The sequence below is a fragment of the Neobacillus novalis NBRC 102450 genome (genome assembly GCF_001591805.1).
GTDB lineage: Bacteria > Bacillota > Bacilli > Bacillales > Cytobacillaceae > Neobacillus > Neobacillus novalis.
Genome location: NZ_BCVP01000017.1, coordinates 125,161 through 150,132 on the forward strand (window position 1 = coordinate 125,161; position 24,972 = coordinate 150,132).

19 protein-coding genes, 1 pseudogene and 4 other annotated features are annotated in these 24,972 nt (G+C 40.5%); of the genes and pseudogenes, 15 read left to right on the top strand and 5 right to left on the bottom strand.

Features of this window, described 5'->3' with window-relative positions:
* The first annotated feature begins 165 nt into the window (after positions 1 to 165).
* From BANVL01_RS15240 to BANVL01_RS15285, 10 genes and pseudogenes are all read left to right on the top strand, one after another.
* On the top strand, positions 166 to 480 hold the full coding sequence (locus BANVL01_RS15240; RefSeq protein ID WP_066147940.1) for an HMA2 domain-containing protein: 315 nt from the start codon (positions 166 to 168) through the stop codon (positions 478 to 480).
* Entirely contained in the window at positions 477 to 1,016 is a 540-nt protein-coding gene (locus BANVL01_RS15245) for an HMA2 domain-containing protein (protein ID WP_066092311.1), read from the top strand. Before BANVL01_RS15240 ends, BANVL01_RS15245 begins: the two co-directional genes overlap by 4 nt.
* The gene (locus BANVL01_RS15250; protein ID WP_066092308.1) at positions 1,006 to 3,120 is read left to right on the top strand and encodes a heavy metal translocating P-type ATPase; all 2,115 of its coding nucleotides are present in this window, start codon (positions 1,006 to 1,008) and stop codon (positions 3,118 to 3,120) included. Before BANVL01_RS15245 ends, BANVL01_RS15250 begins: the two co-directional genes overlap by 11 nt.
* On the top strand, positions 3,110 to 3,688 hold the full coding sequence (locus BANVL01_RS15255; RefSeq protein WP_066092305.1) for an HMA2 domain-containing protein: 579 nt from the start codon (positions 3,110 to 3,112) through the stop codon (positions 3,686 to 3,688). Before BANVL01_RS15250 ends, BANVL01_RS15255 begins: the two co-directional genes overlap by 11 nt.
* A gap of 24 nt (positions 3,689 to 3,712) precedes the next feature.
* Positions 3,713 to 3,946, top strand: coding sequence for a hypothetical protein (locus BANVL01_RS15260; RefSeq protein WP_066092302.1), 234 nt, complete (start codon positions 3,713 to 3,715; stop codon positions 3,944 to 3,946).
* Between the two features lie 100 nt (positions 3,947 to 4,046).
* Positions 4,047 to 4,323 (top strand) — a binding site (T-box leader).
* 91 nt (positions 4,324 to 4,414) lie between these two features.
* Positions 4,415 to 5,272 (top strand): SAM hydrolase/SAM-dependent halogenase family protein, encoded by an 858-nt coding sequence (locus BANVL01_RS15265; protein WP_066092299.1) that lies wholly within the window; start codon positions 4,415 to 4,417, stop codon positions 5,270 to 5,272.
* A 30-nt stretch (positions 5,273 to 5,302) separates the two neighbouring features.
* Positions 5,303 to 5,860, top strand: a complete 558-nt coding sequence (locus BANVL01_RS15270; protein WP_066092297.1) for an ECF-type riboflavin transporter substrate-binding protein — start codon at positions 5,303 to 5,305, stop codon at positions 5,858 to 5,860.
* Positions 5,861 to 6,135: 275 nt separating this feature from the next.
* On the top strand, positions 6,136 to 7,848 hold the full coding sequence (locus tag BANVL01_RS15275) for an ABC transporter ATP-binding protein (protein ID WP_066092294.1): 1,713 nt from the start codon (positions 6,136 to 6,138) through the stop codon (positions 7,846 to 7,848).
* Entirely contained in the window at positions 7,839 to 8,669 is an 831-nt protein-coding gene (locus BANVL01_RS15280; RefSeq protein WP_066092291.1) for an energy-coupling factor transporter transmembrane component T family protein, read from the top strand. Before BANVL01_RS15275 ends, BANVL01_RS15280 begins: the two co-directional genes overlap by 10 nt.
* A gap of 62 nt (positions 8,670 to 8,731) precedes the next feature.
* A pseudogene (locus BANVL01_RS15285) lies at positions 8,732 to 9,671 on the top strand (patatin-like phospholipase family protein).
* A gap of 4 nt (positions 9,672 to 9,675) precedes the next feature.
* Here the strand turns inward: BANVL01_RS15285 and BANVL01_RS15290 are convergent.
* Complete coding sequence (locus tag BANVL01_RS15290; RefSeq protein ID WP_066092288.1) at positions 9,676 to 10,878, bottom strand: YibE/F family protein; 1,203 nt, start codon at positions 10,876 to 10,878, stop codon at positions 9,676 to 9,678.
* Between the two features lie 255 nt (positions 10,879 to 11,133).
* On the opposite strand from BANVL01_RS15290, the gene BANVL01_RS15295 reads away from it, so the two are divergent.
* From BANVL01_RS15295 to BANVL01_RS15310, 4 genes are all read left to right on the top strand, one after another.
* Positions 11,134 to 12,987, top strand: a complete 1,854-nt coding sequence (locus BANVL01_RS15295) for a purple acid phosphatase family protein (protein ID WP_066092286.1) — start codon at positions 11,134 to 11,136, stop codon at positions 12,985 to 12,987.
* Between the two features lie 231 nt (positions 12,988 to 13,218).
* Positions 13,219 to 14,295, top strand: coding sequence for a HupE/UreJ family protein (locus BANVL01_RS15300; protein WP_066092283.1), 1,077 nt, complete (start codon positions 13,219 to 13,221; stop codon positions 14,293 to 14,295).
* A gap of 170 nt (positions 14,296 to 14,465) precedes the next feature.
* Positions 14,466 to 14,698, top strand: a binding site (T-box leader).
* A gap of 48 nt (positions 14,699 to 14,746) precedes the next feature.
* Positions 14,747 to 14,978, top strand: a binding site (T-box leader).
* Positions 14,979 to 15,025: 47 nt separating this feature from the next.
* Positions 15,026 to 15,257, top strand: a binding site (T-box leader).
* Between the two features lie 120 nt (positions 15,258 to 15,377).
* Positions 15,378 to 17,138: an aromatic amino acid hydroxylase gene (locus BANVL01_RS15305; protein WP_066092280.1), complete on the top strand. Its 1,761-nt coding sequence runs from the start codon at positions 15,378 to 15,380 to the stop codon at positions 17,136 to 17,138.
* On the top strand, positions 17,132 to 17,449 hold the full coding sequence (locus tag BANVL01_RS15310; RefSeq protein WP_066092277.1) for a 4a-hydroxytetrahydrobiopterin dehydratase: 318 nt from the start codon (positions 17,132 to 17,134) through the stop codon (positions 17,447 to 17,449). The genes BANVL01_RS15305 and BANVL01_RS15310 overlap by 7 nt, the downstream gene beginning before the upstream one ends.
* A gap of 150 nt (positions 17,450 to 17,599) precedes the next feature.
* On the opposite strand, the gene BANVL01_RS15315 is transcribed toward BANVL01_RS15310, so the two are convergent.
* The 3 genes from BANVL01_RS15315 to BANVL01_RS15325 are packed head-to-tail and all read right to left on the bottom strand — an operon-like array spanning position 17,600 to position 21,379.
* A complete protein-coding gene (locus BANVL01_RS15315; RefSeq protein WP_066147944.1) occupies positions 17,600 to 18,766 on the bottom strand; it encodes a Ger(x)C family spore germination protein in 1,167 nt (388 codons plus the stop codon).
* The gene (locus BANVL01_RS15320; protein ID WP_066147947.1) at positions 18,766 to 20,277 is read right to left on the bottom strand and encodes a spore germination protein; all 1,512 of its coding nucleotides are present in this window, start codon (positions 20,275 to 20,277) and stop codon (positions 18,766 to 18,768) included. Before BANVL01_RS15320 ends, BANVL01_RS15315 begins: the two co-directional genes overlap by 1 nt.
* Positions 20,270 to 21,379, bottom strand: coding sequence for a GerAB/ArcD/ProY family transporter (locus tag BANVL01_RS15325; protein WP_235845588.1), 1,110 nt, complete (start codon positions 21,377 to 21,379; stop codon positions 20,270 to 20,272). Before BANVL01_RS15325 ends, BANVL01_RS15320 begins: the two co-directional genes overlap by 8 nt.
* Positions 21,380 to 21,585: 206 nt before the next feature.
* Between BANVL01_RS15325 and BANVL01_RS15330 the strand changes: the two genes are divergently transcribed.
* The gene (locus BANVL01_RS15330; protein WP_066092274.1) at positions 21,586 to 22,299 is read left to right on the top strand and encodes a YwaF family protein; all 714 of its coding nucleotides are present in this window, start codon (positions 21,586 to 21,588) and stop codon (positions 22,297 to 22,299) included.
* 98 nt (positions 22,300 to 22,397) lie between these two features.
* On the opposite strand, the gene BANVL01_RS15335 is transcribed toward BANVL01_RS15330, so the two are convergent.
* Positions 22,398 to 24,614 (bottom strand): glycerophosphodiester phosphodiesterase family protein, encoded by a 2,217-nt coding sequence (locus tag BANVL01_RS15335; protein WP_066092271.1) that lies wholly within the window; start codon positions 24,612 to 24,614, stop codon positions 22,398 to 22,400.
* Positions 24,615 to 24,972: the final 358 nt, after the last annotated feature.

Below are 24,972 nucleotides of genomic sequence, written 5' to 3' on the forward strand. Positions count from 1 at the left end.
ATCTCCTTTTTGTATGCAGAAATACCTATTTTTGGATTATTGTATTTACTTTTTTGAATATTCATATTATGATAGTGGTAATTATTTTGCGCTAGGGAAACAAAATAAGTGATAGTCAACATTAATGAATTCCGCCCAGCATATTATTTTTAGGAGTATATATCTATGTTACATAAAGTAAAGGAACTACAATTGGCGAATCGAATGAAAAAGGTCCTAAAAAGGCATGCGATTGAAATTGCTCATCAGATTCCCGGGAGAATTCGTTTAAAGTCGCCTAATTGGAAAAATAATCCCCATATAGTAAATCCTTTAATCAATCAATTTAAGCATGAAACAAGAATTTTCTCGATTGATTATACAGCTGAAACAGGCAGTCTATTAATTACCTATGATTTTAGTCCTGTTGATCACCTAAAGCAGCTTGAAGAATGGGTAGAACAGATTGAAAGAATTTCAATAGAAGGAGAGAAGCAATGATATCTTCATTGGTAGGTTTAGGAGCGTCATTACTTGCTCCTAAACTATTATCTTCCATAACCGATCAAAAAATAGAAGTCGTTCACGCTATGCCCGGAAGATTAAGATTAAAATGTGACCGATGGAAAAATGAAGTGGTGGCTACTCATCTCGAACAAACGTTTAGTCAGCTTACCATTATTAAATCCGTGAGTGGCTCTCCGATTACGGGGAGTCTCGTCATTGAATTTAACGTACCGACGCTTACCCCTGAACAATTTGATGAACTCCTAAAACTTGCTGTTGACACCTCAGTAAGTGCCTACCCCTATGTAGAAGCACAGCTTATGAAGACAATGAAGAAGACCGTTTCCACTGTAGATGGACTCATTAAAAAAAGATCTTCCGGCAAGGCAGATGTTGATTCGTTACTTTCCTTATTTTTATTAGTCTATGGAGTGACTAGATTTCCAGTGAATCCTGCTTTTTCCAGTAGTGTATTATACTGGGCATACACGATTATTACGAACGAGAAAGGGCCGAACAATGGTACATAAACTGGCCTTAATCCATTCGATTCCAGGAAGAACGAGATTAAGCTTAGGCGTTACCTATGCAAATGGGAAGGAAATTGAAGCCTTGTTTCGTTCTTTACCATATGTGTACTCGGCTTCCTATACAAATGAAACGGGATCATTACTCCTCTATCATGATGATTGCTTGACATGGAAAGAACTTTTTTTATTACTCGGACAACTTTTTCCGGAGCCAGAGGCAGTTGAAAAAAAGGAGCCATCGAAAGCAAAAATCCCGTTTATTGAAATTCTCGTCTGTTCGAGTGCTTTTATTTTTGAAATGTTAAAAACGACATCACTCCCTGCTCAAGGAATGAGAAACCTGACAAAAGCATCTTCTCTAGCCGTTCTGCTTTCTTCTTACCACATTTTAAAAAATGGATTTATATCGGTTATGACAACCGGAAAGCCAAATGCAGATACGCTAACTTCTGCTGCATTACTTGCATCAATCGTAAAAGGCAATCCAAAATCTGCGCTTATCATTTATTTAATGTCGACGATTAGTGAGTGGTTAACCGACTTTACTGCCTATAAAACAAGAAATTATGTTAGAGATATGTTAAGTGTCAAGGCAGACTTTGTTTGGAGAGTCGACCAAGCTGGAAAAGAAGTAAAGGTTTCGATTGAAGAAATTTCCGCTGGTGATCAGATAGTTGTTTTTCAAGGGGAGAAAGTAGTCGTAGATGGAACGATTCTGGAAGGAACGGCAGTTGTGGATGAATCATCGATAACGGGTGAATATATCCCACGGGAGCTGACAACTGGGGAAAAGATCTTTGCTGGATCAATCGTGGTCGAAGGCAGCATTAACATTCGCGTCGAAAAAGCCGGGGATGATACAGCCATATCAAGGATGATTCACCTTATTGAAGAAGCACAAACGAAACAAGCTCCGATCCAATCTGTCGCCAACCGTTTGTCGGAAAAATTAGTTCCTGTCTCGTTTGTTCTCGCCGGTTTAATCTTTGTTGTCACAAGGGATTGGAATAAAGTATTGAACATGTTAGTCATTGATTATGTATGTGGTCTAAAGCTTTCAACTGCAACCGCTATCTCATCGTCCATTGGCTTAGCTGCGAAAAATGGCATTTTGATCAAAGGCGGTCAAACCATCGAAAAGCTAGCCCAAATTGACACGGTTATTTTGGATAAGACGGGAACCATCACCGAAGGCAGGCCGATTGTGACAAAGATTATTACAGTAGAGAACATGTCAGAAAATCAGGTGCTCTGTTTAGCAGCGTCGGCTGAAGAACATTCCTCGCACCCGATTGCTGAAGCAATCTGTAATAAAGCGAAGGAACGTAATCTCGACGTACCTGAACATCAAGAAATTGACATGATTGTCGGAAAGGGAATTAAGGCAATCATCAATGAAAAATTAGTCCTCGTGGGCAGCAAATTATTTTTATCGGATTGGAATATCACGCTTGAGCCATTAAAGAAGCTGAACAACGAGATTAACCCGGAAGAAAATATGGTCTATGTCGCTTATGATCAGCAATTAATCGGCATTATTATTTTACAAGATAAAATCAGAGAAGGAATGAAGCGATCGATTAATCAGATGAGGCGAAATGGTGTGGACGAATTCATTATGTTAACGGGAGACCGTTATCATCCAGCGAAAAAGATCGTCGATGAACTGGGAATGGATGCCTTTATTGCGGAAGCACTTCCTGAAGATAAAGCAAACTTTGTCATGAATTATAAACAAAAGACAGATGCTTTAATGATGGTTGGCGATGGTGTCAATGATGCTCCGGCGCTTGCTTATGCAAATGTTGGGATCACGCTCGGAACGAAACGAACAGATATCGCCGTCGAAACAGCTGATGTCATTGTGACGACTGATGATCCATTAGCGTTGGCCGAAGTCATTAAAATGGCGCAAAAAACGATGAAACTCATTTACCAAAATATCGTCGTGACCATCTTAGTCAATAGCGGGGCGATTTTATTAGGAACGCTGGGATTTATATCACCTGTCCTTGGGGCTGCGATTCATAATGCGGCGACTATTGCTGTTGTTTTGAACAGTGGAAAAATTATTTTTTTAGGGGGAAAAGCGAGTGGAAATTAATTATCGGATCGCTCACAGTATTCCCGGCAGGCTGCGGGTCATTATTCCTGCCCTCAAAAACAACACTGCTTATATAACGATTGAACGGATGTTTTCTAGTTTAAAAGGAATCAACAAGGTTCGAATTGAACCATTAATTCAATCGATGGTCATAGTATATGAGCCTGATGTGGTAGGAAGAAACATGATTCTTCGCTATATTTCGTTATTTTTTAGACAGTCGCGGTTCGATTCACTAGACCGATTTACGTTCCAAGCCGGACCTGACTTAAGGAGGGACGTTTTTCGTTCCCTATGTACAGGGTTCCTTATTTTGACTGCGTATTTACGAAAAGGTTTCAGTCCTAGACCTGATTTCTTGGTGTATGCAGCAGTTATTTCGACAGCCTATATGGTCCTCACGCATGGGGAAAACAAATTCAGACACCCTGACGTGATAACAGGGATTGCGAGCATGTTCTCGTTAGGAGTAAGCAATATGTTACAAGTTGCCATGATCACTTGGGCAGTGAATGCGCTTGAAATTTTTCATGATATGAGGAGAAGTCACAGACTTCTTTACATATAAAATTATTTTTAGGGGGGAAACAAAATGGCATTAAACCGTGATTTCTTAATGGGTTTTCTTTCGGGAACAGTTGTTGGCGCGGTAGGATACCGTTTGTATGAACAAAACAGCGGCCAGCTTAAAAGCTTAGTCCAAAGCAATGTACCAACACTTAGCTTTCAATCACCCAGGGGAGAACTGACCGTAGAAGAACTAGTCAACCAAAAAGAAAGATTAGAAGATTTAATCGCAGAAAAAAAGGCCGTAGTAAGTATATAACATGAAGGGACAAGGGGCCTGTGGTCTTTTTAATCATTCTTTCTTGACTATTTTGCTATTCCGGACTATAATTTGATTAAATTTTCAAACAAAATACTGATTTAAAGCGTTGAAGAGGGAAAGTACGATTATGTTATTTTTCACAGAGAGCTTCGGGAGCTGAAAAGAAGCAAAAATACGAATCCGAACAATGGCCTCCGAGCTTCGTGCTGAAACAATCTGTCAAGGTTGGAGTAAGTTCCGACGAGATTTGGTACTCGTTATCCATACCACAGTATATGAAGCATCATTTGCGCTCACGTACTTGCAGAGGCTGATTTGCGTGAGCAAACAGTAAATTAAGGTGGTACCACGTGGATCTAAACCACGTCCTTATCTATTTTCTTGAAATAGATAGGGGCGTGGTTTTTTTATTTTTTTCAATAAGCTTAGGGACAGTAAACATATTAAAGGATGGAGGAAAATAGAATGAATAACAATCTCGTGTTACAAACTGATTTTGGGACAAGTGACGGTGCCGTTAGCGCTATGTATGGTGTGGCGATTTCTGTGAATCCAGCCATTCGAATATTTGATTTAACCCATGACATTCCCCAGTACCATATATGGGAAGGTTCCTACCGATTATATCAAACGGTTTCCTATTGGCCGGAAGGGACGGTGTTTGTATCGGTTGTTGACCCGGGCGTCGGCTCCGAGCGCAGAAGTATTGTTGCGAAAACGGCTTTAAATCACTATATTATTACCCCGGATAATGGAACGCTCACCCATATTAAAAACAGTATTGGGATTGAGGAAGTGAGAATCATTGATGAAAGCGTCAATCGTTTGCCGCGTTCAGGTGAATCATATACGTTCCACGGCCGTGATGTCTATGCCTATACCGGGGCGCGACTCGCTTCAAATTTAATTACTTTTGAGGAAGTCGGTCCTGAGGTGCCGGCTGAATCCGTCATCGAGCTGCCAAAAGCGGAGCCGAGCATTAGCAATCATATCCTCACAGGGAATATCGATATACTTGATATTCGCTTCGGCAATTTATGGACCAATATTGACCGCGTCCTTTTCAATGATTTATCGGTCGAATACGGCGATTCCTTTGAAGTGACGATTGAAAATGACACCCGTCAAGTTTATAAAAATATTATGACATACGGCCGGACATTTGCCGACATCCATTTAGGCGAGCCGTTGCTTTATGTGAATTCACTCGACAAAATTGGCGTGGCAATTAACCAGGGATCGTTTGCCAAGGCATATCATATTGAAACAGGGGCAGCCTGGAAAATTTCTATTCGCAGGATTCCGAAAATTGTATATAATTGAATTTTAAAAAAAATTTTGGGGGTTGAGGAAGTGAAAAGAAAGAATTTATCAATAAAAACGATCGTGGCAATTGGGATTGGCTCAGCCGTATTCGCAATTTTGGGCAGGTTTGCCGTCATTCCAACAGGGGTTCCAAACACAAATTTCGACACATCGTACGGCTTTTTAGCATTAATGGCGATTGTATTCGGACCGATTGCCGGCGGGCTGATTGGGTTAATTGGCCATGCCTTAAAGGATGCCATTTTCTACGGAACGCCGTGGTGGAGCTGGGTCGTCGTATCTGGCATTGTTGGTTTCTTAATTGGTCTGGCATCGAAGAAAATCAATATTGAGGCAGGAAAGTTTCCTGTCAAAAATATCATTCTGTTTAACGTGATTCAAATTGTCGTTCAAGCAATCGGCTGGTTCGTGATAGCACCATCGCTCGATATTTTCATTTATGTGGAACCAGCGAATAAAGTTTATTTGCAAGGACTTGTCGCCGGCGGGTTAAACATGGCGGTTGTTGCTGTCCTTGGTACGCTGCTGCTTAGCATCTATGCAAAAAGCCGCAGCCAAAGCGGCAGCTTGACGAAGGATCTTTAATTAGAAGGTTTGCAGTAGGGAAAAAATGTAAACATTGATATTTCTAACTTAAAAAAGAGGTAATTTGCTGTAAAATCACCCATTGTTATCATAACACATGATTTATCCGCGGAAAATTGACATTTATCTGCGATACTGGGTTATATATCTACGATACCGAGCTATATATCTGCGATACCGAGCAATATATCTGCGATGCCGGACTATATATCTGCAAAGCTTAGAAAAGAACAATTTTTTAAATAGAAGAGCACAGCGTTGCTAGGAGAAATTACATGAAAAAACCGGTTATTCAATTTGAAAATTATAGCTTTCAATACCGCAGTCAGACGGCACCAACACTGCATGAGATAAACCTAACCATCTATGAGGGGGAAAAGGTTCTCATTATCGGTCCCTCAGGGTCTGGAAAAAGCACACTTGGCCATTGTCTCAATGGCCTTGTTCCCTTTTCCTATAAAGGGGAAGTATCAGGAAGCTTGAAAATCAGTGGTGAGAACACAAAGAATTTAGACATTTTTTCCCTATCGAAAAAAGTCGGAACCGTTCTCCAAGATCCGGATGGTCAATTTATTGGACTTACGGTAGCTGAGGATATCGCTTTTGCGCTCGAAAATGATGGTGCACCGCAAACCCAAATGTTCGCTAAGGTTGCAGAAGTATCGAAAATGGTCGATATGGCGGATTATTTGGACTCCTCCCTGCACCAGCTTTCCGGGGGGCAGAAGCAGCGGGTCTCACTTGCAGGGGTCATGGTCGATGATGTGGAGATACTGTTATTTGATGAACCGCTGGCCAATCTTGACCCAGCGACAGGAAAATATGCGATTGAGCTCATTGACCGGATCCAAAAAGAAACAAACAAAACAGTCGTAATCATCGAGCATCGGCTAGAGGATGTTTTGCACTGCCATGTTGACCGCATCATTGTCGTAGATGATGGCAGGATTATCGCGGATATGACTCCAGACGAACTTTTAGCTTCACCTATTTTGGAGCAGTGCTCCATCCGCGAGCCATTATATGTGAAAGCGGTGAAATACGCCGGCTGTGAGATAACACCGGAAATGCAGCCTGCACATATCGAATCCTTTCAAGTGGATGGCTGCAAAGACCAGCTGGCAAACTGGTTTAGAAAAGCAGATGCCTCTATCCCTAAGCAGAAATCAGAATCCATTTTGGAATTAAAGGATATTACGTTTGGCTATACAACGGGGAAAAAAACGATTCAGGGTGTTTCTTTTTCAATCGAAAAAGGGGAAATGGTTAGTATTGTTGGAAAAAATGGTGCCGGAAAGTCGACGCTTTCGAAATTAATTTGTGGCTTTGAGAAGCCGAACGCAGGCCGGATTTATTATCGCGGTAAGGATATTAGCGAGGATACGATTAAAGAGCGAGCAGCAAGGATTGGGATGGTGATGCAAAACCCGAATCAGATGATTTCAAAGCAGATGATTTATGAGGAAGTGGCGCTAGGGCTCGTCATTCGCGGTGTACCAGAAGCCGAAATAAAAGAGCGCGTTTTGAAGACGCTGAAAATTTGCGGCTTGTATCCATTCCGTAACTGGCCGATATCAGCATTAAGCTTTGGCCAGAAAAAGCGGGTAACCATCGCCTCGATTTTGGTATTGGAACCAGAGATTATCATTCTGGACGAGCCAACCGCAGGGCAAGATTTCCGTCATTATAGCGAAATCATGGAGTTTTTGGCTGAGCTTAATCGCCATGGTGTCACGATTATCATGATTACTCATGACATGCACCTCATGCTTGAGTATACGCCGCGGGCGGTTGTGATTGCCGGCGGGAGAAAAATCGCCGATGATACTGCCGTCAATGTCCTAGCAGACTCGCAAATTATTAAAGAGGCAAACTTAAAGGAAACATCCCTTTTTGAGTTGGCAATTCGGTCGGGAATAGGCGAACCAAAAGAGTTTGTCCGCCGGTTTATTGCTTATGATCGGGAGGTGCGGCAGCAATGGCAGTAGAAATGCTTTCATATATAGAGCGAAAATCACCGGTCCATCAGCTTACAGGTGTAACCAAGCTAGTTTGCTTTCTAATCTGGTCGACCGTTGCGATGCTCACTTATGATACGCGGGTATTGCTCTTCCTCTTCCTATTCAGTATCTGTGTGTTTATCGTTTCCAAGGTAAAATTGAAGGAAGTTGCCTTTGTCCTGCTGTTTATATTGTTTTTCTTGATGATTAATAATCTTGCAATCTATGTCTTTTCGCCGCAAGAAGGGGTAAAAATTTATGGGACAAGCCATGTGCTAGTTGAAATCAGCGGGCGCTATACGATAACAATCGAGCAGCTTTTTTATCAAATAAATGTCACACTCAAATATTTCACCGTCATTCCTGCGGCGATTTTGTTTATCGTCACAACCAATCCGAGTGAATTTGCGGCGTCATTAAACCGCATCGGTGTCAGTTACCGTATTTCTTATGCTGTTGCGCTTGCGTTACGTTACATTCCCGATATTCAACGGGATTTCCGTACGATTGCACTTTCCCAGCAAGCCCGCGGGATTGATATGTCACGCAAAGAAAAGCTGCCAAGGCGAATCAAGAATGCCGCCTCAATCATCATCCCGCTTATCCTGTCCAGTCTCGATAAAATCGAGATGATCAGCAATGCGATGGAGCTGCGCGGCTTCGGAAAAAACAAACAGCGCACCTGGTACCGGGCCCGTCCATTTCAAAAAATTGATATATTAACCTTAATCTTATTTACATTGATTCTACTAGTATCCCTTTATGTGACCTTTCATGATGGCAATCGTTTTTATAATCCTTTTTCTTGAAAGGAATTGGCGTAGGGTGCTCCTATTTAAAAAGTGAAAAACTTTATCGAGAGGTGGATAAAATGAAGGCAGATGCTGTTTTCGAAGGCGGTGGGGTCAGGGGAATTGCCTTTCTTGGAGCGATTCAAGCGATGGAAGAGGAAAAGGTAGAATGGCAAAGACTTGCTGGAACATCTGCGGGGGCCGTAATAGCTGCTCTTTTGGCAAGTGGTTATAAAAGCGATGAAATTAGAGACAAGATGAATGATATCGATTTCGAAGCTTCGAGGTAGGACGATCCTGAATCGAATTCCCATTTTCGGAGTCTTTTTAGAACTAATGATTCATCTTGGAATTTATAAAAACGATTATTTAGAAACATGGATGGATTCACTTCTTTCGGAAAAAGGCATTAAGACATTTGCAGATATTCCTAATGGAAAGTTGAAGATTATTGCTTCCGATGTTTCGAATGGCCAAATGCTTATTTTGCCGGATGATTTGGAACGCTATGGGATGACTCCTGCCGATTTAAACGTTTCAACTGCCGTTATGATGAGTGCCTCTATGCCATTTTTCTTCCGTCCGGTTATTTGGAAATCAAAAGACCAAAAAAAATCCTATATTTTAGATGGTGGATTACTTAGTAACTTTCCAATTTGGATATTTGATACAGACAATCCTCGTTTTCCAACCTTCGGCTTCCATTTTGTGAAAGATGAAGTAAACATAGATGCAGTTATACCAACACCGATCCACCTTTTCAAAAATATATTTAAAACGATGCTTCAAGCCCATGATTTACGATATATGGACGAAGAAACGATTGAACGCACGATTCAAATTCCGACTGGCAACATCAACGCAACTGATTTTGAACTAAACGAAGATGAAACTGAATTTCTCTATAAATCAGGCTATACTTCTGCAAAGGAATTTTTGTCGCAATGGGATTTTGAACTCTATAAAGAAAAACGAATGCAAAGAGTAAAGAATAAGAGGTGCAAGAATGAAACAAGATGAGCCGTTACAACGGCTCATCTTGTATTTGTTTCAATATCGTTTTTGACGCTTCGACATTTATTTCCTTTTTAAAACTTGGCATAATCCTTGAAGAGATATAGGCAACAATCGGTACGGTCAAGATCACCCCTATACTTCCGGATACCCCCTGAATCACTTCGATGGCCACGAAATCCATATTAATTAATTGGTTAAACGGCACGTTGTAGGCATAAATCAACATCAGCGAAGTAAGAGAAGCGCCTGTAAAGGCAAGAATTAGGGTATTGACCATCGTTCCCATCATATCACGGCCTACATTGATTCCAGAGATAAATAACTCTCTTTTGCTAAGAGTCGGATTCGCTTCATACACTTCGTGAACAGAAGAGGCGATGGAAATCCCCACATCCATGATGGCGCCAAGGGAAGCGATAAGAATTCCAGCAAACAACAATCCCTTAACTTGCATGCCTGTTTCACTTGCGATGACAATTAAGGATTCAGATTCATTCGTATTGAAGCCTGTGACATGGGCCAAGATGCCAGCTGTACTGGAAATGATCCCAGCAATGACGACCCCGAGCATTGTACCTAGTATTGCTGACAACGATTTTGAACTCCAACCATCAAGTAAAAGTAGGGTTACACAGGTTGTGAGAGCGACAATCACTACTGAAGCAACGATCGGTGAATACCCTCTATAAAGCATTGGAATAAACAAATAAATCAGACAAGCAAAGGTAAACACAAGTCCAACAGCGGACTTCAGCCCCTTTTTTCCGCCAATTGTGCACAAGGCAGCTAGTAAAATGAAAATCATACCTCCCAACAGCGGGGCGCGATAATAGCTGTAAACCGAAACCTGATATGTATTTGGTCCTGCCGTATCGACGACAGCGATGATCTTAAGCCCTTCCTTCCCATGAACATTAAAAAGTGTACTTAAATAGTTTTTAACCTCGTGAATCTCCCCTTTGTGTTCTCCGGAAAGAATTTTAACTTCAAGATCTTGGGTGCCTCGGTATAATCCGCTAACCGTCTCATCCTTTTCTAAAGATTCACTGAGGACTCTTACTACCTCTGCCTTTTCATATTTTACATAAGATGTGCCGCCTTGTTCATTGAACGTAACCTCAGGGCTCTTATTAAAAAAATACATTAATGCAGAGAAAAGTAGGCCTACGACCACGAGTAGTAATGTTCGGCTTTTCGTTGATTTAAGCATAGTGTCCCTCCTAAACAATCTTCCTAATTAGTTAGATTATAAGAAAGTAGTATTAAGGGAATGTATTGTATTAGTAAATTAATGTTAAATTTATAGAAAAAGGTCAAAACTCCAAATTTACAGATAATTTACATGGATATGATCTTTATTTACATGGATTTTATTACTGCTTTACAAACATCTCTTATGATAGGTATGAGCCTTCTTATGAAACCGCGCGGGTGGAGGTAAAAAATTGAGGGAGTGTTTTTTTCGATGAGAAAAGGATTTAATAAAAAGAATCGGGATCGATTGCTAGCAATATCGATGGCTTCAGCGATTGTATTCTCAGGATGGACAAGTGTTAGGGCAGGAGCTGCAGAACAAATCACACCTGTTATAAACACACTCAGTAATTATTCTGTCACCGATCTAGGGCTCACTCCCGGAAAAAATGAATCTGAATTGAATCTAACTTGGTATACTCCTCGAAACCCGGGGACTGCTGTAGTTCAGATTGCCGAGAAGTCCAAAATGACGGGCGACAATTTCCCAGCCGAACAGGCCATGATAGTCAATGGGAAAGCAACAGACGCAGTACCTGAATTTTCTACTAACAAAGTAACCGTAACGAATCTGAAAGGCTCAACTGAATATGTTTACCGTGTTGGTGACGGCACAGATGAACACTGGAGCTCAGTCTATCAATATACAACCCGAAATACTGAAGATTACAGAGTCATGTTAGTGGGTGACCCGCAAATCGGCGCGAGTGGAAATGCGACAACCGATACGGAGGGATGGGAGGACACGCTTAAGAAAGCGGTTGAAAAATTCCCTGATTATAGCTTCATTATGTCTGCCGGTGATCAGGTGAATACGTCCACTAGTGAAAAAGAATATACTGGATTTTTCCAGTCAGATGTACTTAGAAGCTTACCGCTTGCACCCGTAGTAGGGAATCACGATAACAGTGTGAACTACAAGTATCACTTTAATCAACCGAATGAATCAGCTGATTATGGAGTAACCAATGCCGGCGGGGACTACTATTATACTTACGGCGATACTTTGTTTATGGTACTGAACACCAATAATATGAGCGGGGCTTCTCACGCAGCATTTATGAGAGAGGCGGTTGCGAAAAATCCAAATGCTAGATGGAAAATGGTTACTTTTCACCATTCCATTTACAGTGCAGCCAGCCACTCTACTGAAGCGGCCATTGTCAATTTACGAGCAGCCCTTTTTCCGACGATTGACGAATTAGGAATCGACATGGTTTTAATGGGTCATGACCACTCGTATGTTAGAACCTTTAATATGTTAGGTGACCTACCTCAAAAAGATCAGACTGTTGATGAAAACGGCAGAGTGTTGAATCCGAATGGGACTACGTATGTCACAGCGAACTCTGCAAGTGGCAGTAAGTATTATACGTTAAAGACGACACCAGAAATTTATTCAGAGGTTAGAAGCCAGCTTAAGGTGCCGACATTTTCAAACATCCATGTCACTCCGAACAGCCTTGAGGTTTCAACTTATCGAACAGATACGATGGAAGAGGTCGATACGTATACCTTAGTAAAAGACAAAACAGCTCCGACCTATACATTAGAAGCGAATGGGGCTGCTTTCGCTGATGGAGCTGTCTTTAAGGATAATCAAATTGTTAAGTTCAAACTGAACGCAAAAGATGAAATTTCCAGCGTGGCCAGCCAATCCCTGATACTTGACGGAAAGCCATATGAAAATGGGGCTGAAGTGGACTTAGCAGGTAAATTGGGAGTACATACACTCCGAATCCTTGCGGTCGACAAGGCGGGAAATACCTTGGATACCACCTTAAGCTTTAAAGTTGAGACAAGTATCTCGTCGATGCAAAGTTTGCTGGACCGATATACGGCCCTCGGCGATGTGAACGGTCCGCTCAGCAAACAACTGAAGAATAGCTTGGACCAGGCTGACCATCAGTTGAACAAGGGCTCCAAGGAAAAAGCAGCTAAGCACATGCAGGATTTCCTAAAGCATATCAATAACAAACCAATGCAAGGCCATATAAGTAAGTCAGTTAAAGACGTACTGTCAGCCGACGCAGAAGCACTTATCAACCTCTGGCTGGGAAAATAAACGAAGCTGAGGTGCCATTAACCGGTTATCCAGCATTAACGGGCAGTAAGACCCCCACTTCAAGACTTTGAGATACAAAAAAAGGATAAGTGTGGGTTCAACTGCCAATCAGTGGGGGATAGAACCCCCCACTGATTGAAGTTTCACCTTATCCCACTGGCTTTCAAGTTCAGTGGGTTTTTTTTCAGGGTGTGGTTCATTTTTTAGAAAAGCATAGTGGGGGAATTCAGGATGGTTAAAAAATGGCTTAGTTTAATGGTTTTAACTTTTGCACTATTGGGGTTTCATGTACCTGTTTCGTTTGCCCATACGGGTGATAGTCAAGCCTATTCAGATATTTTGGAAAAGGATGGCATGATTCAATATATTTTACGAGTGGATATGGTTGAATTAAGAATAGCGGTAACTCCAAATGACCCAGAAATAGGGACCAATACACCGGAAGTGATTAACCAGTTTGTAAAAAACTCTCAACCGGAAGTGGAAACCTATCTTTTATCTAAAATCAAATTGCACGCCGATGGTATTCCACTTGAAGGAAAGTTAACTCGGCTTCAAGCAATCGAAGTGAATAACCGTCCCTTTGCAGAGGCGATTCTTGAGTATTCACAAAACCAAAAACCAGAATATTTGGCACTTACATACGACATGATTTTTGATGATGTAGATCAATGGCATACCAATTTTGTCACAATCACCCATGATGGAAAAAAACAAAATTCCGTTATTACCAATGATTCGCGTGAAATCCAACTTGGACAGTTAAGCTTCATTCGTGCCATCCAGCAGTTCTTTTTGCTTGGAGTGGAACATTTGATTACCGGTTATGACCACATTCTATTTCTTTTAGGATTATTAATAGGAGCCCGGTCAGTTAAGCAAATTTTAAAAGTCGTGACCGCTTTTACGGGAGCACATACCGTTACTTTGATTTTGTCCAGTATGCATATCATCATGCTGCCCGAGAGGTTTGTCGAGTCTCTCATTGCTTTGAGCATTATTTATGTAGCGATTAATAATGTGTTAAATAGGAATATGAAACATAATTTATGGTTAGCTTTTGGATTTGGGCTAATTCATGGGTTCGGTTTTGCCGGATCCTTATCTGAAATGCGGATGGACGGCGGACATTTCATGTCTTCATTGTTAACTTTTAATCTCGGTATCGAAATGGGTCAAATCCTGCTTGTATTGGCTATCTATCCCGTGATTCATTACCTTCGCAAAGTGAAATGGTCGATTCCTTCCATCTCGGCAGCAATATCACTTTTCGGAGCGGTATGGTTTATTCAAAGGGCATTTTTATAATGTTTAGATAAGAAATTCTAAGGCTTATTCCCGAAGCCCTAGTAGAATCAAGCTTTTGAAACATTTATAAGGATTTTCGGTCTGAAATACTATATATTTATAATATTTAATCCTTGACAACTTAACAGATCTCATTTTATAATTCGTTATACTAAAAAAATGTTATATATTGTAGAGCGTTGAAAGGAATTTAGTAGTGCTTAGCAATTTTGTCTTCAGAGAGCTGATGGTTGGTGCGAATCAGTACAAACGTAAGCATGAATTACACTCCCGGAGTTTCTTTTTCGTAGTAAAGGCAACAGCCTTTATGAAGGGGAAGACGGCATCAGAGTCGTTATTAGAATGAAGTGGCGAGCATAAGCTCGCAACTAGGGTGGTACCGCGAAGTCTATTCGTCCCTACTGGAATTTTGCCAGTAGGGACTTTTTATTTTGATAAAAAATTTCATAGGATATAAGCATGGAAGGGAATACAGTAGTGCTTAGCATTTTGTCTACAGAGAGCTGATGGTCGGTGCGAATCAGTACAAACGTAAGCATGAATTACACTCCCGGAGTTTCTTTTTCGTAGTAAAGGCAGCAGTCTTTATGAAGGGGAAGACGGCAACAAAGTCGTTATTAGAATGAAGTGGTGAGCGTGTGCTCGCAACTAGGGTGGTACCGCGAAATCTATTCGTCCCTACTGGAATTTTCCAGTAGGGACTTTTTATTTTAATAAAAAATTTCATAGGATACAAGCATGGAAGGGAATACAGTAGTGCTTAGCATTTTGTCTTCAGAGAGCTGATGGTCGGTGTGAATCAGTACAAATGGAAGCATGAATTACACTCCCTGAGTTTCTTTTTCGTAGTAAAGGCATAAGTCTTTATGAAGGGGAAGACGGCATCAGAGTCGTTATTAGAATGAAGTGGTGAGCGTATGCTCGCAACTAGGGTGGTACCGCGAAGTTTTTTCGTCCCTACTGGTTTATTCCAGTAGGGATTTTTTTTATGGAAGGAGGAACAAAGATGAAATGGAGAATTCGTTTACCTTGTTAAAAGAATTCACAACAACATTGAAAAGATAGAGAGGATGTAATCTAGTATGAAACAACTATCAAAATCCAGAAAACAGATTCCCGCTCATTTGCGACAATTTGTCTCAGAGCAGCACTACGAGGAGTACACACCGATTGACCATGCGGTATGGCGATATGTGATGAGACAAAATCATCATGCCCTAAAGGATACGGCCCATCCGGCATATGTGGAAGGTCTCCGCGCATCAGGGATTGACACAGAGGCTATTCCGAATGTATCAGACATGAACGAGCATCTTTCAAAAATTGGCTGGGGCGCTGCGATTGTAGATGGATTAATTCCAGGTGTTGCCTTTTATGATTTTCAAGCGCATGGTATTTTGCCAATTGCCGTGGCTATTCGAAAAGTAGAAAACATCGAATATACACCAGCACCGGATATTATCCACGAATCCGTCGGTCATGCACCAATATTATTTGATTCTAAATATGCTTCATACGTCAAACGATTTGGAGAAATTGGTGCCAAAGCATTTGCGACAAAAGAAAAACATGAAGTATTTGAGGCTGTAAGAAATCTTTCGATTGTAATGGAAGATCGCCATTCAACACCTCAACAAATCGAAGATGCAAAACGATTGTTAAACGAAAGGAAAAAAGCAGTAAAGGGTATGTCAGAAGCAGATCAAATCTCTCGGATTTTCTGGTGGACAGTGGAGTATGGCTTAATTGGAACGTTGGAAAACCCGCAAATATACGGTGCCGGACTCTTATCTTCTGTCGGAGAAAGCAAGCATTGCCTGTCTGATAACGTAGTAAAACTTCCTTTTTCTATTGAGTCTTGTATTCAGACAAGCTACGATGTAACGACGATGCAGCCGCAATTATTTGTTTGCGAGAGTTTTGATCAATTGACAGAGGCAATCGAAGAGTTTTCCAATTCAATGGCATTCCGGAAAGGGGGAACCGAGAGCTTAGATAAGGCGCTTCAATCAGGTAGTACGTCAACATTTGTCCTAAACTCCGGATTACAAATTACAGGAACGATCGAAAAGATGCTTAAAGATTCAGATGGCGAGGCCATTTATGTGAAAACAACAGCACCTACAGCTTTGGCTATTAATGATAAGGAACTTCCTGGACATTCGAAAACGACTCATTACAGCGGTTTTGGCACTCCAATTGGTTTATTAGAAGGGGGCATCTCTCTTGAAGAATGTACCGAAGAAGACCTTCAGACTTTAGGAATTGAAAATGGTCGTAAATCGACTTTGGCTTTTAAGAGTGGCATTCAAGTAGCAGGTATTGTCTCTACTATTATCCGAAACAACAACAAACTAAATCTCATTTCCTTCGAAAGCTGCAAAGTCACATTAGGGGATCAAGTGTTATTTGAGGAAAAGTGGGGAACGTTCGACATGGCGGTAGGATCAGCCGTTACGTCTGCATTTCCAGGCGCTGCCGATGCAGAAGCATTCTTCGGTGTAGAAGAAATACCTAAAAAGGTTGCAACAGAACCAAGACAGTTAACAGAACTAGAAAATCTGTACCAAACAATCAGAGAAATCCGTGTAAAAGAGTCACTGGATGAAAATAGTATGATGACTGTTCAAAACGTTCTTCAAGTGTTGAGAAGCACTTATCCAAAAGAATGGCTGCTTCGCTTGGAAATTCTGGAATTGTTCTGTGAGCATTGTGTGCAAACAATGGAAACAGAACAGGTCCATCAAGAATTGCTTCGTCTCAGCACAACAAAAGAACTTCAACGTCTGATCAAAAATGGATTATCGTTACTTCCGATTCAAAAGGAAAGTCAAAGATGTTAACAGCATTGACTCCTTTAGAACTTCAATTGGAAGGTAAAAAACTTCAAAACTGGAAGATAAAAAACGATAAATGGATCGAAAGGAAATATATGTTTAAAGATTACCTGCAAGGAATACAGTTTGTTTCAGAAATCGGCCAAATTGCTGAAGCAAACAAACATCATCCATTTATCAACGTTCAATATAAAGCTGTTATTGTCTCGCTCAGCTCCTGGGCTGCAAAAGGTGTAACAACTTTAGATATTGATCTAGCAGTCGAATTCGAAAAAGCATATGAACATGTAAATCATACTATTTCATCCATAAGGTGATTAGTATATCGAAAAAATGATTTTATGTACAGATGAATGAAAGAAGCAAGGGGACGGACGGTTCTCTTGCTTCTTTTCGCTTTTCCGAGCCTGGCACGACCTGATGAAAAGATTCAATACAGTTCTATTTGCCTGAATTGATTGACGGAGTTATTCTAAGGTTGGCTCTTCCCGTTGTTTAGCTCCATGAACCAATTTCACTTTTATATCTAACTTAATGGAATCTTTCGTTAACGGAATTTTTCCATTATGCTCTGCTTGTTTCCAGGCTTTTACGTTTTTTCGATAAAGAACCTCTGATAGTCGATACACATCTGCGTCGAAGTTAAGTCCTTTTGAATACGTTTCGATAATTTGTTTTTTTATTTCCTTTTCTGAATCTGATGCTAGACTAGCTAGATTGACTTTTTTCACTAGGACAAGCATTTCAGCTTTTGCTTTGATCTGCACATTAAAATGAATGTCCGAATTTTTTACGACTGGATGTACCTTTACTTTTGACTTTTCAATTACTAGATCAACCATTGGCCCTTCTTTACTTCTTACCTGTAGCACATCTCGAACAAAATCTTTATTCATCCATCTAAAACCTAAGGCGTGATCATTTGTTATTTTTCCCTTAAGAGCATCTTTTGTCGTAACAGCTAGCCCATCTGTTTTAATTGCTTCATGTGCTCCTTTATCTGTTACCCAGTTATTTTTGGAAATGCTTATGAAAGGGATACGAGCCTCGTGTCCGGGCTCGTTCAGCGCGATAAGCAGTTCTCTCATATCGATCGGACGAATAAACGAACTTTGATGGAATGTGGCTTTAGGATCACTTAGCCTTGAGAGGGCAGTAGACATATCAAGAATGGGAGTAGTAACGAATACTTTTGAAAGTGGTTCCTTTGTTGCGTACATCCAAATGCGATAACGCGTCTCCCGATAGCGATCCAACATATCAATCGTTGCTTTGACCCCCACTTGCTTTAGCGCATTTTCTGAGAAAACAACATAGGAAAGATGGCCCCAGAAAATCCGTCTTTGGGAACTTTTATACAGGTTGAAAATGGCTTTATCAAACGTTTTTGCCGAGGCATGGCCGACTTCAACATTTACTTGAGGTCCTCCGCCTCCGCTGGACTCAGATTTTGCCAGCAATCGTAAATTTATTATTTGTAAATAAATGGTATAGTGGCCGTCCTCATAATCCACTCCCAACCCTTGAGCATATACCATTCGCTCAGACTCATTTGTATCCCAGCAGCCTGCTATTGGGATAACAGCCAGCACGGTCAATGTAAGAAACAAGTGTTTGATCAGTTTTCTCCTCATTAGGGTTCCTCTTCTTTTCGGGTAGGATCGTTAGGGTTTAGAGAGTTTGCTCTACTGACTTTTTTGGAATCGGGTAAACGAAAAACAGATTTTAAGATAGTCATCATATCAAGACGGGTGGCTAAGCCTAAATAAGGAACCCCAAAAATCCGAATTTTAGCAATGTAAATAAGAACAATAAAGATTGAGATAAAAAAACCAAAAAAACCAAAAATAGAAACACAAAAGATGACAAAAAACCGGATTATAGAAACTGTTCCAATTAACCACTGGTTTACCAGTGTAAAGGTAGCAATAGTCGAGCCTGAAATGACCACAAGCATGGCAGGACTTGTTAATCCTGCTCGAATTGCGGCATCTCCGATAATCAGTCCACCAATTACGCTGAGAGTTTGTCCTACTGCAGTTGGCAAGCGCAGACCAGCTTCCCTAAATAATTCAAAAATAACCAGCATTAATAAGGCTTCGAGAGAAGTGGGTAGTGGAACTCCTCTTCTCGATTCTACAATGGTTGCTAAAAGCGTGAGCGGAAGCTGATTCTGATGGAAAGCAGAGAGGGCAACCCAGAAACCCGGAAGGAAAGTTGCTATAAGAATTCCGACAACCCGCATCAATCGCTCAAAGGAGCTAAAAGCATAGTTCTGTTCTTTATCCTCGGAACTCTTTAACAGAAAGAACAGGTTTACTGGTGTTATATAAGCATAAGCAATCCCATCGATTAAAATAATGATTCTGCCATTTAGGAGTGATTGAACGGCAAAGTCTGGTCGTCCCGTATAGGCATGACGTGGAAACAAACCGAATGGGTTTTTATCTATTAATTCTTCTAATTGTGTACCGCTAAAGAGCCCATCGATATCAATAGCAGACAACTTTTCCATGATTCTTTGTAAAATTTCTTTATCAGTAATATCGTCTACATATAGTACAGATACCTTTGTTCTGGTTCGCCTGCCAATTTCCAGCGATTTACTTGCAAGCGAGGTAGTTCGAAGTCGTTTTCGAATTAATGCGGTGTTGATTGAAATGTCTTCAATAAAATTGTCTCGTGGACCTAAGAGACTTACTTCTGTTTTTGTTTCTTCCGGGTTTCGCTGCGGCCGTTCCGAAATGTCAACTAGAAACATTCTTCCCGGTATATTGAAGTCCAACAGCATTTTGCCGGAAAAAATCTCTGCAACTGCTTCATCTTCATTTTCTAGCAATTTAAGAGAAGGGAGGTGAAGAAGATCGAGAATCTTTTCCATACTAGGTTCCGCATGTAATGGCGAAAAAAAAGCTTCAAGACGATCGGGAACCGTTTGATAAAGCATATCGTTTCTAACTAACCCTTTACAGTAAATCATCATCACCTTGTGCTGATTGAATTTAAAAGGTTCAAATTTAACATCTTCGTTTTTTTTGAATAACTCCCGGAGAGTCTGTTCGTTTGGATACTTTGATGATGTTGAAATTTCCTTCTCTTTAGGAGTTTTAGTTGTATTCTGAGTCTTTTTCTTTTTCTTAAACATCTTTGTTCGGCCTCCATACTTTTCTTTCAAAGATCGCTGCCAATAGACCGAGGAAAACTGAAAAGCCTAAGAAGAACCAGAGTGTAAAAGGTAAAATATTCGCGGATAATATTCGCAAGTATTGAAAATCACTGATCGGCAGTAATGCTATGGCAGTAATTGCAGCTAAAATAATTAACAGAAACCAATTTCGTTTTTGTTTAAATGGAAGGTACTCCCTTATTAGCAGTAAAAGTAATGAAATTCGGATAAATGCACCTGATAGCCATTGGTAGATGGATAAAAAGTCGACGTGTTCAATAAAATTCCCCAGAGAGGCCAGTCCCCATTCCTCATATGGAGGAAATCGCTGTTTTGATGCTTCAACGGGTCCAAATTCAATCACAGCTCCTATCAGTGGGCCAACTGTTAATAATGTTAAGATGACTGAAGTTATTATTAAATGGCGAAACCGAAAAGGTGTTTCAGTTTTGTGTTGAAGGAACAGAAAGAATATTAATTCCACCATTCCTGAACATTGGTATACTGTCCCTTTTAAAACAGGCCGAAACCCATGTTCGAGAAAGGGCATAAGAAGTGAAAAATTTTTGTATTGAATATTGGTAAACGACACAAAAAAGCCGAGAAGGACTATAAAGAATAAAAGAAAAACATTAACAATACTCAAGGTTCGCAGACAAGTTCCTGCAAGCATCCAACAAACCAAAGCAAAACAAGCTGCCAACAAAAAAAAGGGGGTTCTCGGCAGGAAAGTAATATTGACCCAAGTAATTGTCTCCCTTAATGTCACTCCGGCAATAATGGTAAGATACAGGATAACAATGAAAAAAATAAAATTCCCCAGCCATTTTCCAGTATGTTTTTGCATCCATTTATTCAAGTGCTGCTGCTTTGTTTTTTTATGAATAAAGAATAAAAGAGGAACCCAGAGAAGTACAAAAAAAAGTGAAACAATCACACTTAACCAAGAATCTCTTCCTGCGGTTTGTATCATAGGTGAAATAATAATGACATGATTCTTTAAGCCAATAGCAGTCATAGATAATAGGATTAATTGAAATACGGTAATCGAATCTGACTTCTTTATAGCTATACCTCCCAAAAAGTATAATAATGGTAATATTATTTGTATTTCACTATTATTTATCCTTGTTATATTTTTTTAGAGGATTCTTGATTAGTGTACTTTTTCTTAGGTCATTTTGACTTCGTTGCTTCCCAGTCCATCAGATCGGTATAGTCTTGGTTAAATTTGCCCCAAACTAAGAAATCATCCAAAAAATCAGCACAGCTAATGGGGTAGTTAAGATGCAAGCATACTTTCAATTTCATTCAAAACTTGATTCATTTCGTCTCTTTTCAGTGGAACACCTCTTGACGATCGGGATTATTTTTATTCTATGCCTTCTCCTATTTTTATTGAGGAATGAGCTTAAAGAGGAGGAAAAGGGAAGGGTTATTCGTTTCTTTCTTGCGGTGCTCTTAGTGGTTTCTGATGTATTGGAACATCTTTGGCTTGTGGTTGAAAATGCTTGGTCTATAAGGAGAGATTTGCCGCTGCACCTTAGTGATCTGGTTGTCATACTGGCCATAGTCATGTTGCTTACGAGAAGTGAAAAACTTTTTCGATTTATGTATTTTGCGGGACTGGGCAGTTCTATTCAAGCCATCCTGACACCAGATCTTGGCAGGTTTTCGTTTCCACATTTTCAATATATCGAATTTTTTGTTTCACATGGAGGAGTAGTGCTAGCATGTTTGTTTATGGTGGCGGCCTTCCACTATCGGCCCACTATTCGTTCCATGTGGGTGACCATTTTACTAGCGAATCTATATGGAGTATGTGTCTTTTTCCTAAATAAGCTACTGAGTGCAAATTACCTGTATATCATGAAAAAACCAAAAAGCACCTCCCTGTTAGATTATCTAGGACCGTGGCCATGGTACCTCTTTTCAATGGAACTTGTGATGATCCTGAGCTTTTTCATACTCTACATTCCATTTTGGAACAAAAGAAAATAACGGAGAGACAGGGGAGTTACGTAAAACAATAATAGCACCATGTGAATTTTTCACATGGTGCCTGACACCCTATAATGTTTTCTAAAACTAGGGAACTCCTACTCTTCAAGTTGGAAAGTATGGCTGAAATGGATTTTTCCATTCTCATCCCGGATTTCAACTGTAGCTTGCTTATTTGCCGGATCTACCTGGAACACACCGAAGTTGAAAAAATCACCTTCTGCATACATGCTCTCTGGGCCAAACGTGGGATCCAATGTACCAGGATTTATTTTTACTGCTCCAATCGGACCGCTGATCAGTTCGTGATAATCGGTTTTGCCATCTTGATTGGCATCATATTTGATGACTTGGGCAAAATGGACATCGGTCGTGACGAAAAATACGTTCTTAATTTCTTTTTTCACGATAAAATCAGAGATTTTTTTGAACTCGTTCTCAAACCCGGTAGGATCATTCGGGTTAACTTGATTTCCATTTGCCCATCCATCCCTAGCATTTGCTTTTCCGGTTGGAACAGAAATTGGGACAGAAGTTGCTACAAGTTTAACCTTAGCATCTGACTCGAGAAGCTGCTGCTCAAGCCATTGCAACTGTTCTTCGCCAAGCATTGTTTTATCCGGACCATCCGCTTTGGTGTTCGAATCACGGTAACCGCGGTTGTTAAGTATCATCATATCAACGGTATTACCCCAAGAATATTTGTTGTAAAGCTTGTCCGCTGAACTGCGTTCCCCCGAAATGGGCCAATAATCCTTGAATGCACGTAAACCGGTCGGAGTTAACGATTCAGATGGGCCTGAAAAGTCATTGGTTACTTCATGGTCATCCCAGATAGAAAAGGTTGCCGTTTTTTGTAAAAGACTGCGTAATCCCGCATCTGTTCGGTTCTCCTTATATTTCGCCCAAAAATCCTGTAAGGTTTCGGATGGAGGATAAGGAACAGCCGGTGTCTTATTATCAGCATAAATGGTATCCCCGCTGAACAGGAAGAAATCCGGATTTAAGGCTGACATTGCCTGAAAAGTTTTATATGGTGGAATCTCTCCCTGACCGCCAGTATCTCCGCCCCAAACCATTGTCATTGGTTTTAGGCTGTTTTGTTCTGGCGCTGTTTTGAATGAACCGTTCACGGTATATTTGCTTGAAACAGTATGTGCGCGATAATAGTAGGTAGTATCAGGCTTTAATCCGTTGACAGGTACGTTTACTGTAAAATCATGCTTAGCATCTGCATGACTGGTTTTGACGATGGAACGGTGTTTAAAGCTTGGGTCCGATGAAACCTCAAATTGAATATTGGCAGGTCCGTTTGCACGTGCCCATAATACGGCTGAAGAATCGGTTACATCTCCGCTTGCTACACCATGTGAAATAAACGGCTTATCGAGTAAATCTACTAACAGGTCAGGGTTATTCGTGAATTCTCCATCAACACCAAGTGAAAGAAGGGCTGCCAAATCGTCCTGTGAATTGACCGTCCATGGATGGACAAGAAGTTGATTCTGATGTGCGGCTTCCATAAATGTTGGGACAACAAGTTCTTTACTAGGGCCTACTCCGGCTGCGTATTCAGAGATGCGCTTGAATTCCTGATAGACATCCTTCCCTTTCAGCAAAGCGGCCGTGTAAAGTTGAATCAGCTTTACGTTTGGCGCCATGGTTTTCAATTTGCGAAGGCTTTCCTCACTGAATGATTCGAGAATAAGATGCTTGTCATTCAGCACATTCGTTTTTTTCAGGATATCAATCAATTTTTCTTCCATTCCAGGGTAGACATTTGGTGCTTTTGTTTCCATATAAAGGCCAACTTTTCCATTTCCTTTTTGTTTAACAAATTTAATCGCTTCTTCAAGTGTTGGTATGGGCTGTCCGACATATTCTTTTTTCGCCAGGTTCGGAAATTTTGCATTAAACCATGAACCTGCATCGAGACGTTTTATTTCATCCAGTGTAAAATCTTTCACTCGCCATGGTGCCCGGTCTGGATATAGTTCCATTACATTTGTCGTTCTTTCAAGCGTTTCATCATGCAGGGCAATCAAGTGGCCATCCTTCGTCATTTGTAAATCGAATTCCACATAATCTGCTTTCATTTGCATTGCCTGCTTATAGGCTGCCAGAGTATGCTCCGGCCCGTATGCAGATGCACCGCGATGGGCAATGACTGCAACATCAGACGTAATAGGACGTAAGGTAGATTGCCCATTGTCAGAAACTATCCTCTTTTCTGGAGCAGCAAAAACGGCCCAAGGTTCAGCGGTAGTTACAGCAATGGATAGACAAGCAAGACCAGCGATCAAACTTTTTTTCATTTTCAATCATCTCCTATATGGTTTGTGTCTGTCACAAATAAAGTTATAGGAGATTTGTAAAGATAGATTTAATAGAATATTAATATTTAGTAAATTTAGAAAAAATAGTAAATTATTATTATGAAATAATAGGCTGATAGTAGTTTTTGCGTGATAAATTACCTAATCACAATGATACGAAGGACGGTTCTTTTGCTTTTGGGTGATTTTGGAAGTGAGAAAACAAACCACCCCTCTGTTACCTTAAAAAAAAATTGTAGCTTTCTTACATGAAACCATTAATATATTATTAAGAAATTATTAATAAGGGAAGAATTAACAAAGTAAGTGGTACAATGGTATCAGGGTACCTGTCACG

Coding starts and splice junctions, on each gene's coding strand:
- BANVL01_RS15240 (WP_066147940.1), top strand. CDS start 166: ATGTTACATAAAGTAAAGGAACTACAATTGGCGAATCGAATGAAAAAG.
- BANVL01_RS15245 (WP_066092311.1), top strand. CDS start 477: ATGATATCTTCATTGGTAGGTTTAGGAGCGTCATTACTTGCTCCTAAA.
- BANVL01_RS15250 (WP_066092308.1), top strand. CDS start 1,006: ATGGTACATAAACTGGCCTTAATCCATTCGATTCCAGGAAGAACGAGA.
- BANVL01_RS15260 (WP_066092302.1), top strand. CDS start 3,713: ATGGCATTAAACCGTGATTTCTTAATGGGTTTTCTTTCGGGAACAGTT.
- BANVL01_RS15265 (WP_066092299.1), top strand. CDS start 4,415: ATGAATAACAATCTCGTGTTACAAACTGATTTTGGGACAAGTGACGGT.
- BANVL01_RS15275 (WP_066092294.1), top strand. CDS start 6,136: ATGAAAAAACCGGTTATTCAATTTGAAAATTATAGCTTTCAATACCGC.
- BANVL01_RS15280 (WP_066092291.1), top strand. CDS start 7,839: ATGGCAGTAGAAATGCTTTCATATATAGAGCGAAAATCACCGGTCCAT.
- BANVL01_RS15290 (WP_066092288.1), bottom strand. CDS start 10,878: ATGCTTAAATCAACGAAAAGCCGAACATTACTACTCGTGGTCGTAGGC.
- BANVL01_RS15295 (WP_066092286.1), top strand. CDS start 11,134: ATGAGAAAAGGATTTAATAAAAAGAATCGGGATCGATTGCTAGCAATA.
- BANVL01_RS15300 (WP_066092283.1), top strand. CDS start 13,219: ATGGTTAAAAAATGGCTTAGTTTAATGGTTTTAACTTTTGCACTATTG.
- BANVL01_RS15305 (WP_066092280.1), top strand. CDS start 15,378: ATGAAACAACTATCAAAATCCAGAAAACAGATTCCCGCTCATTTGCGA.
- BANVL01_RS15310 (WP_066092277.1), top strand. CDS start 17,132: ATGTTAACAGCATTGACTCCTTTAGAACTTCAATTGGAAGGTAAAAAA.
- BANVL01_RS15315 (WP_066147944.1), bottom strand. CDS start 18,766: ATGAGGAGAAAACTGATCAAACACTTGTTTCTTACATTGACCGTGCTG.
- BANVL01_RS15320 (WP_066147947.1), bottom strand. CDS start 20,277: ATGTTTAAGAAAAAGAAAAAGACTCAGAATACAACTAAAACTCCTAAA.
- BANVL01_RS15330 (WP_066092274.1), top strand. CDS start 21,586: ATGCAAGCATACTTTCAATTTCATTCAAAACTTGATTCATTTCGTCTC.
- BANVL01_RS15335 (WP_066092271.1), bottom strand. CDS start 24,614: ATGAAAAAAAGTTTGATCGCTGGTCTTGCTTGTCTATCCATTGCTGTA.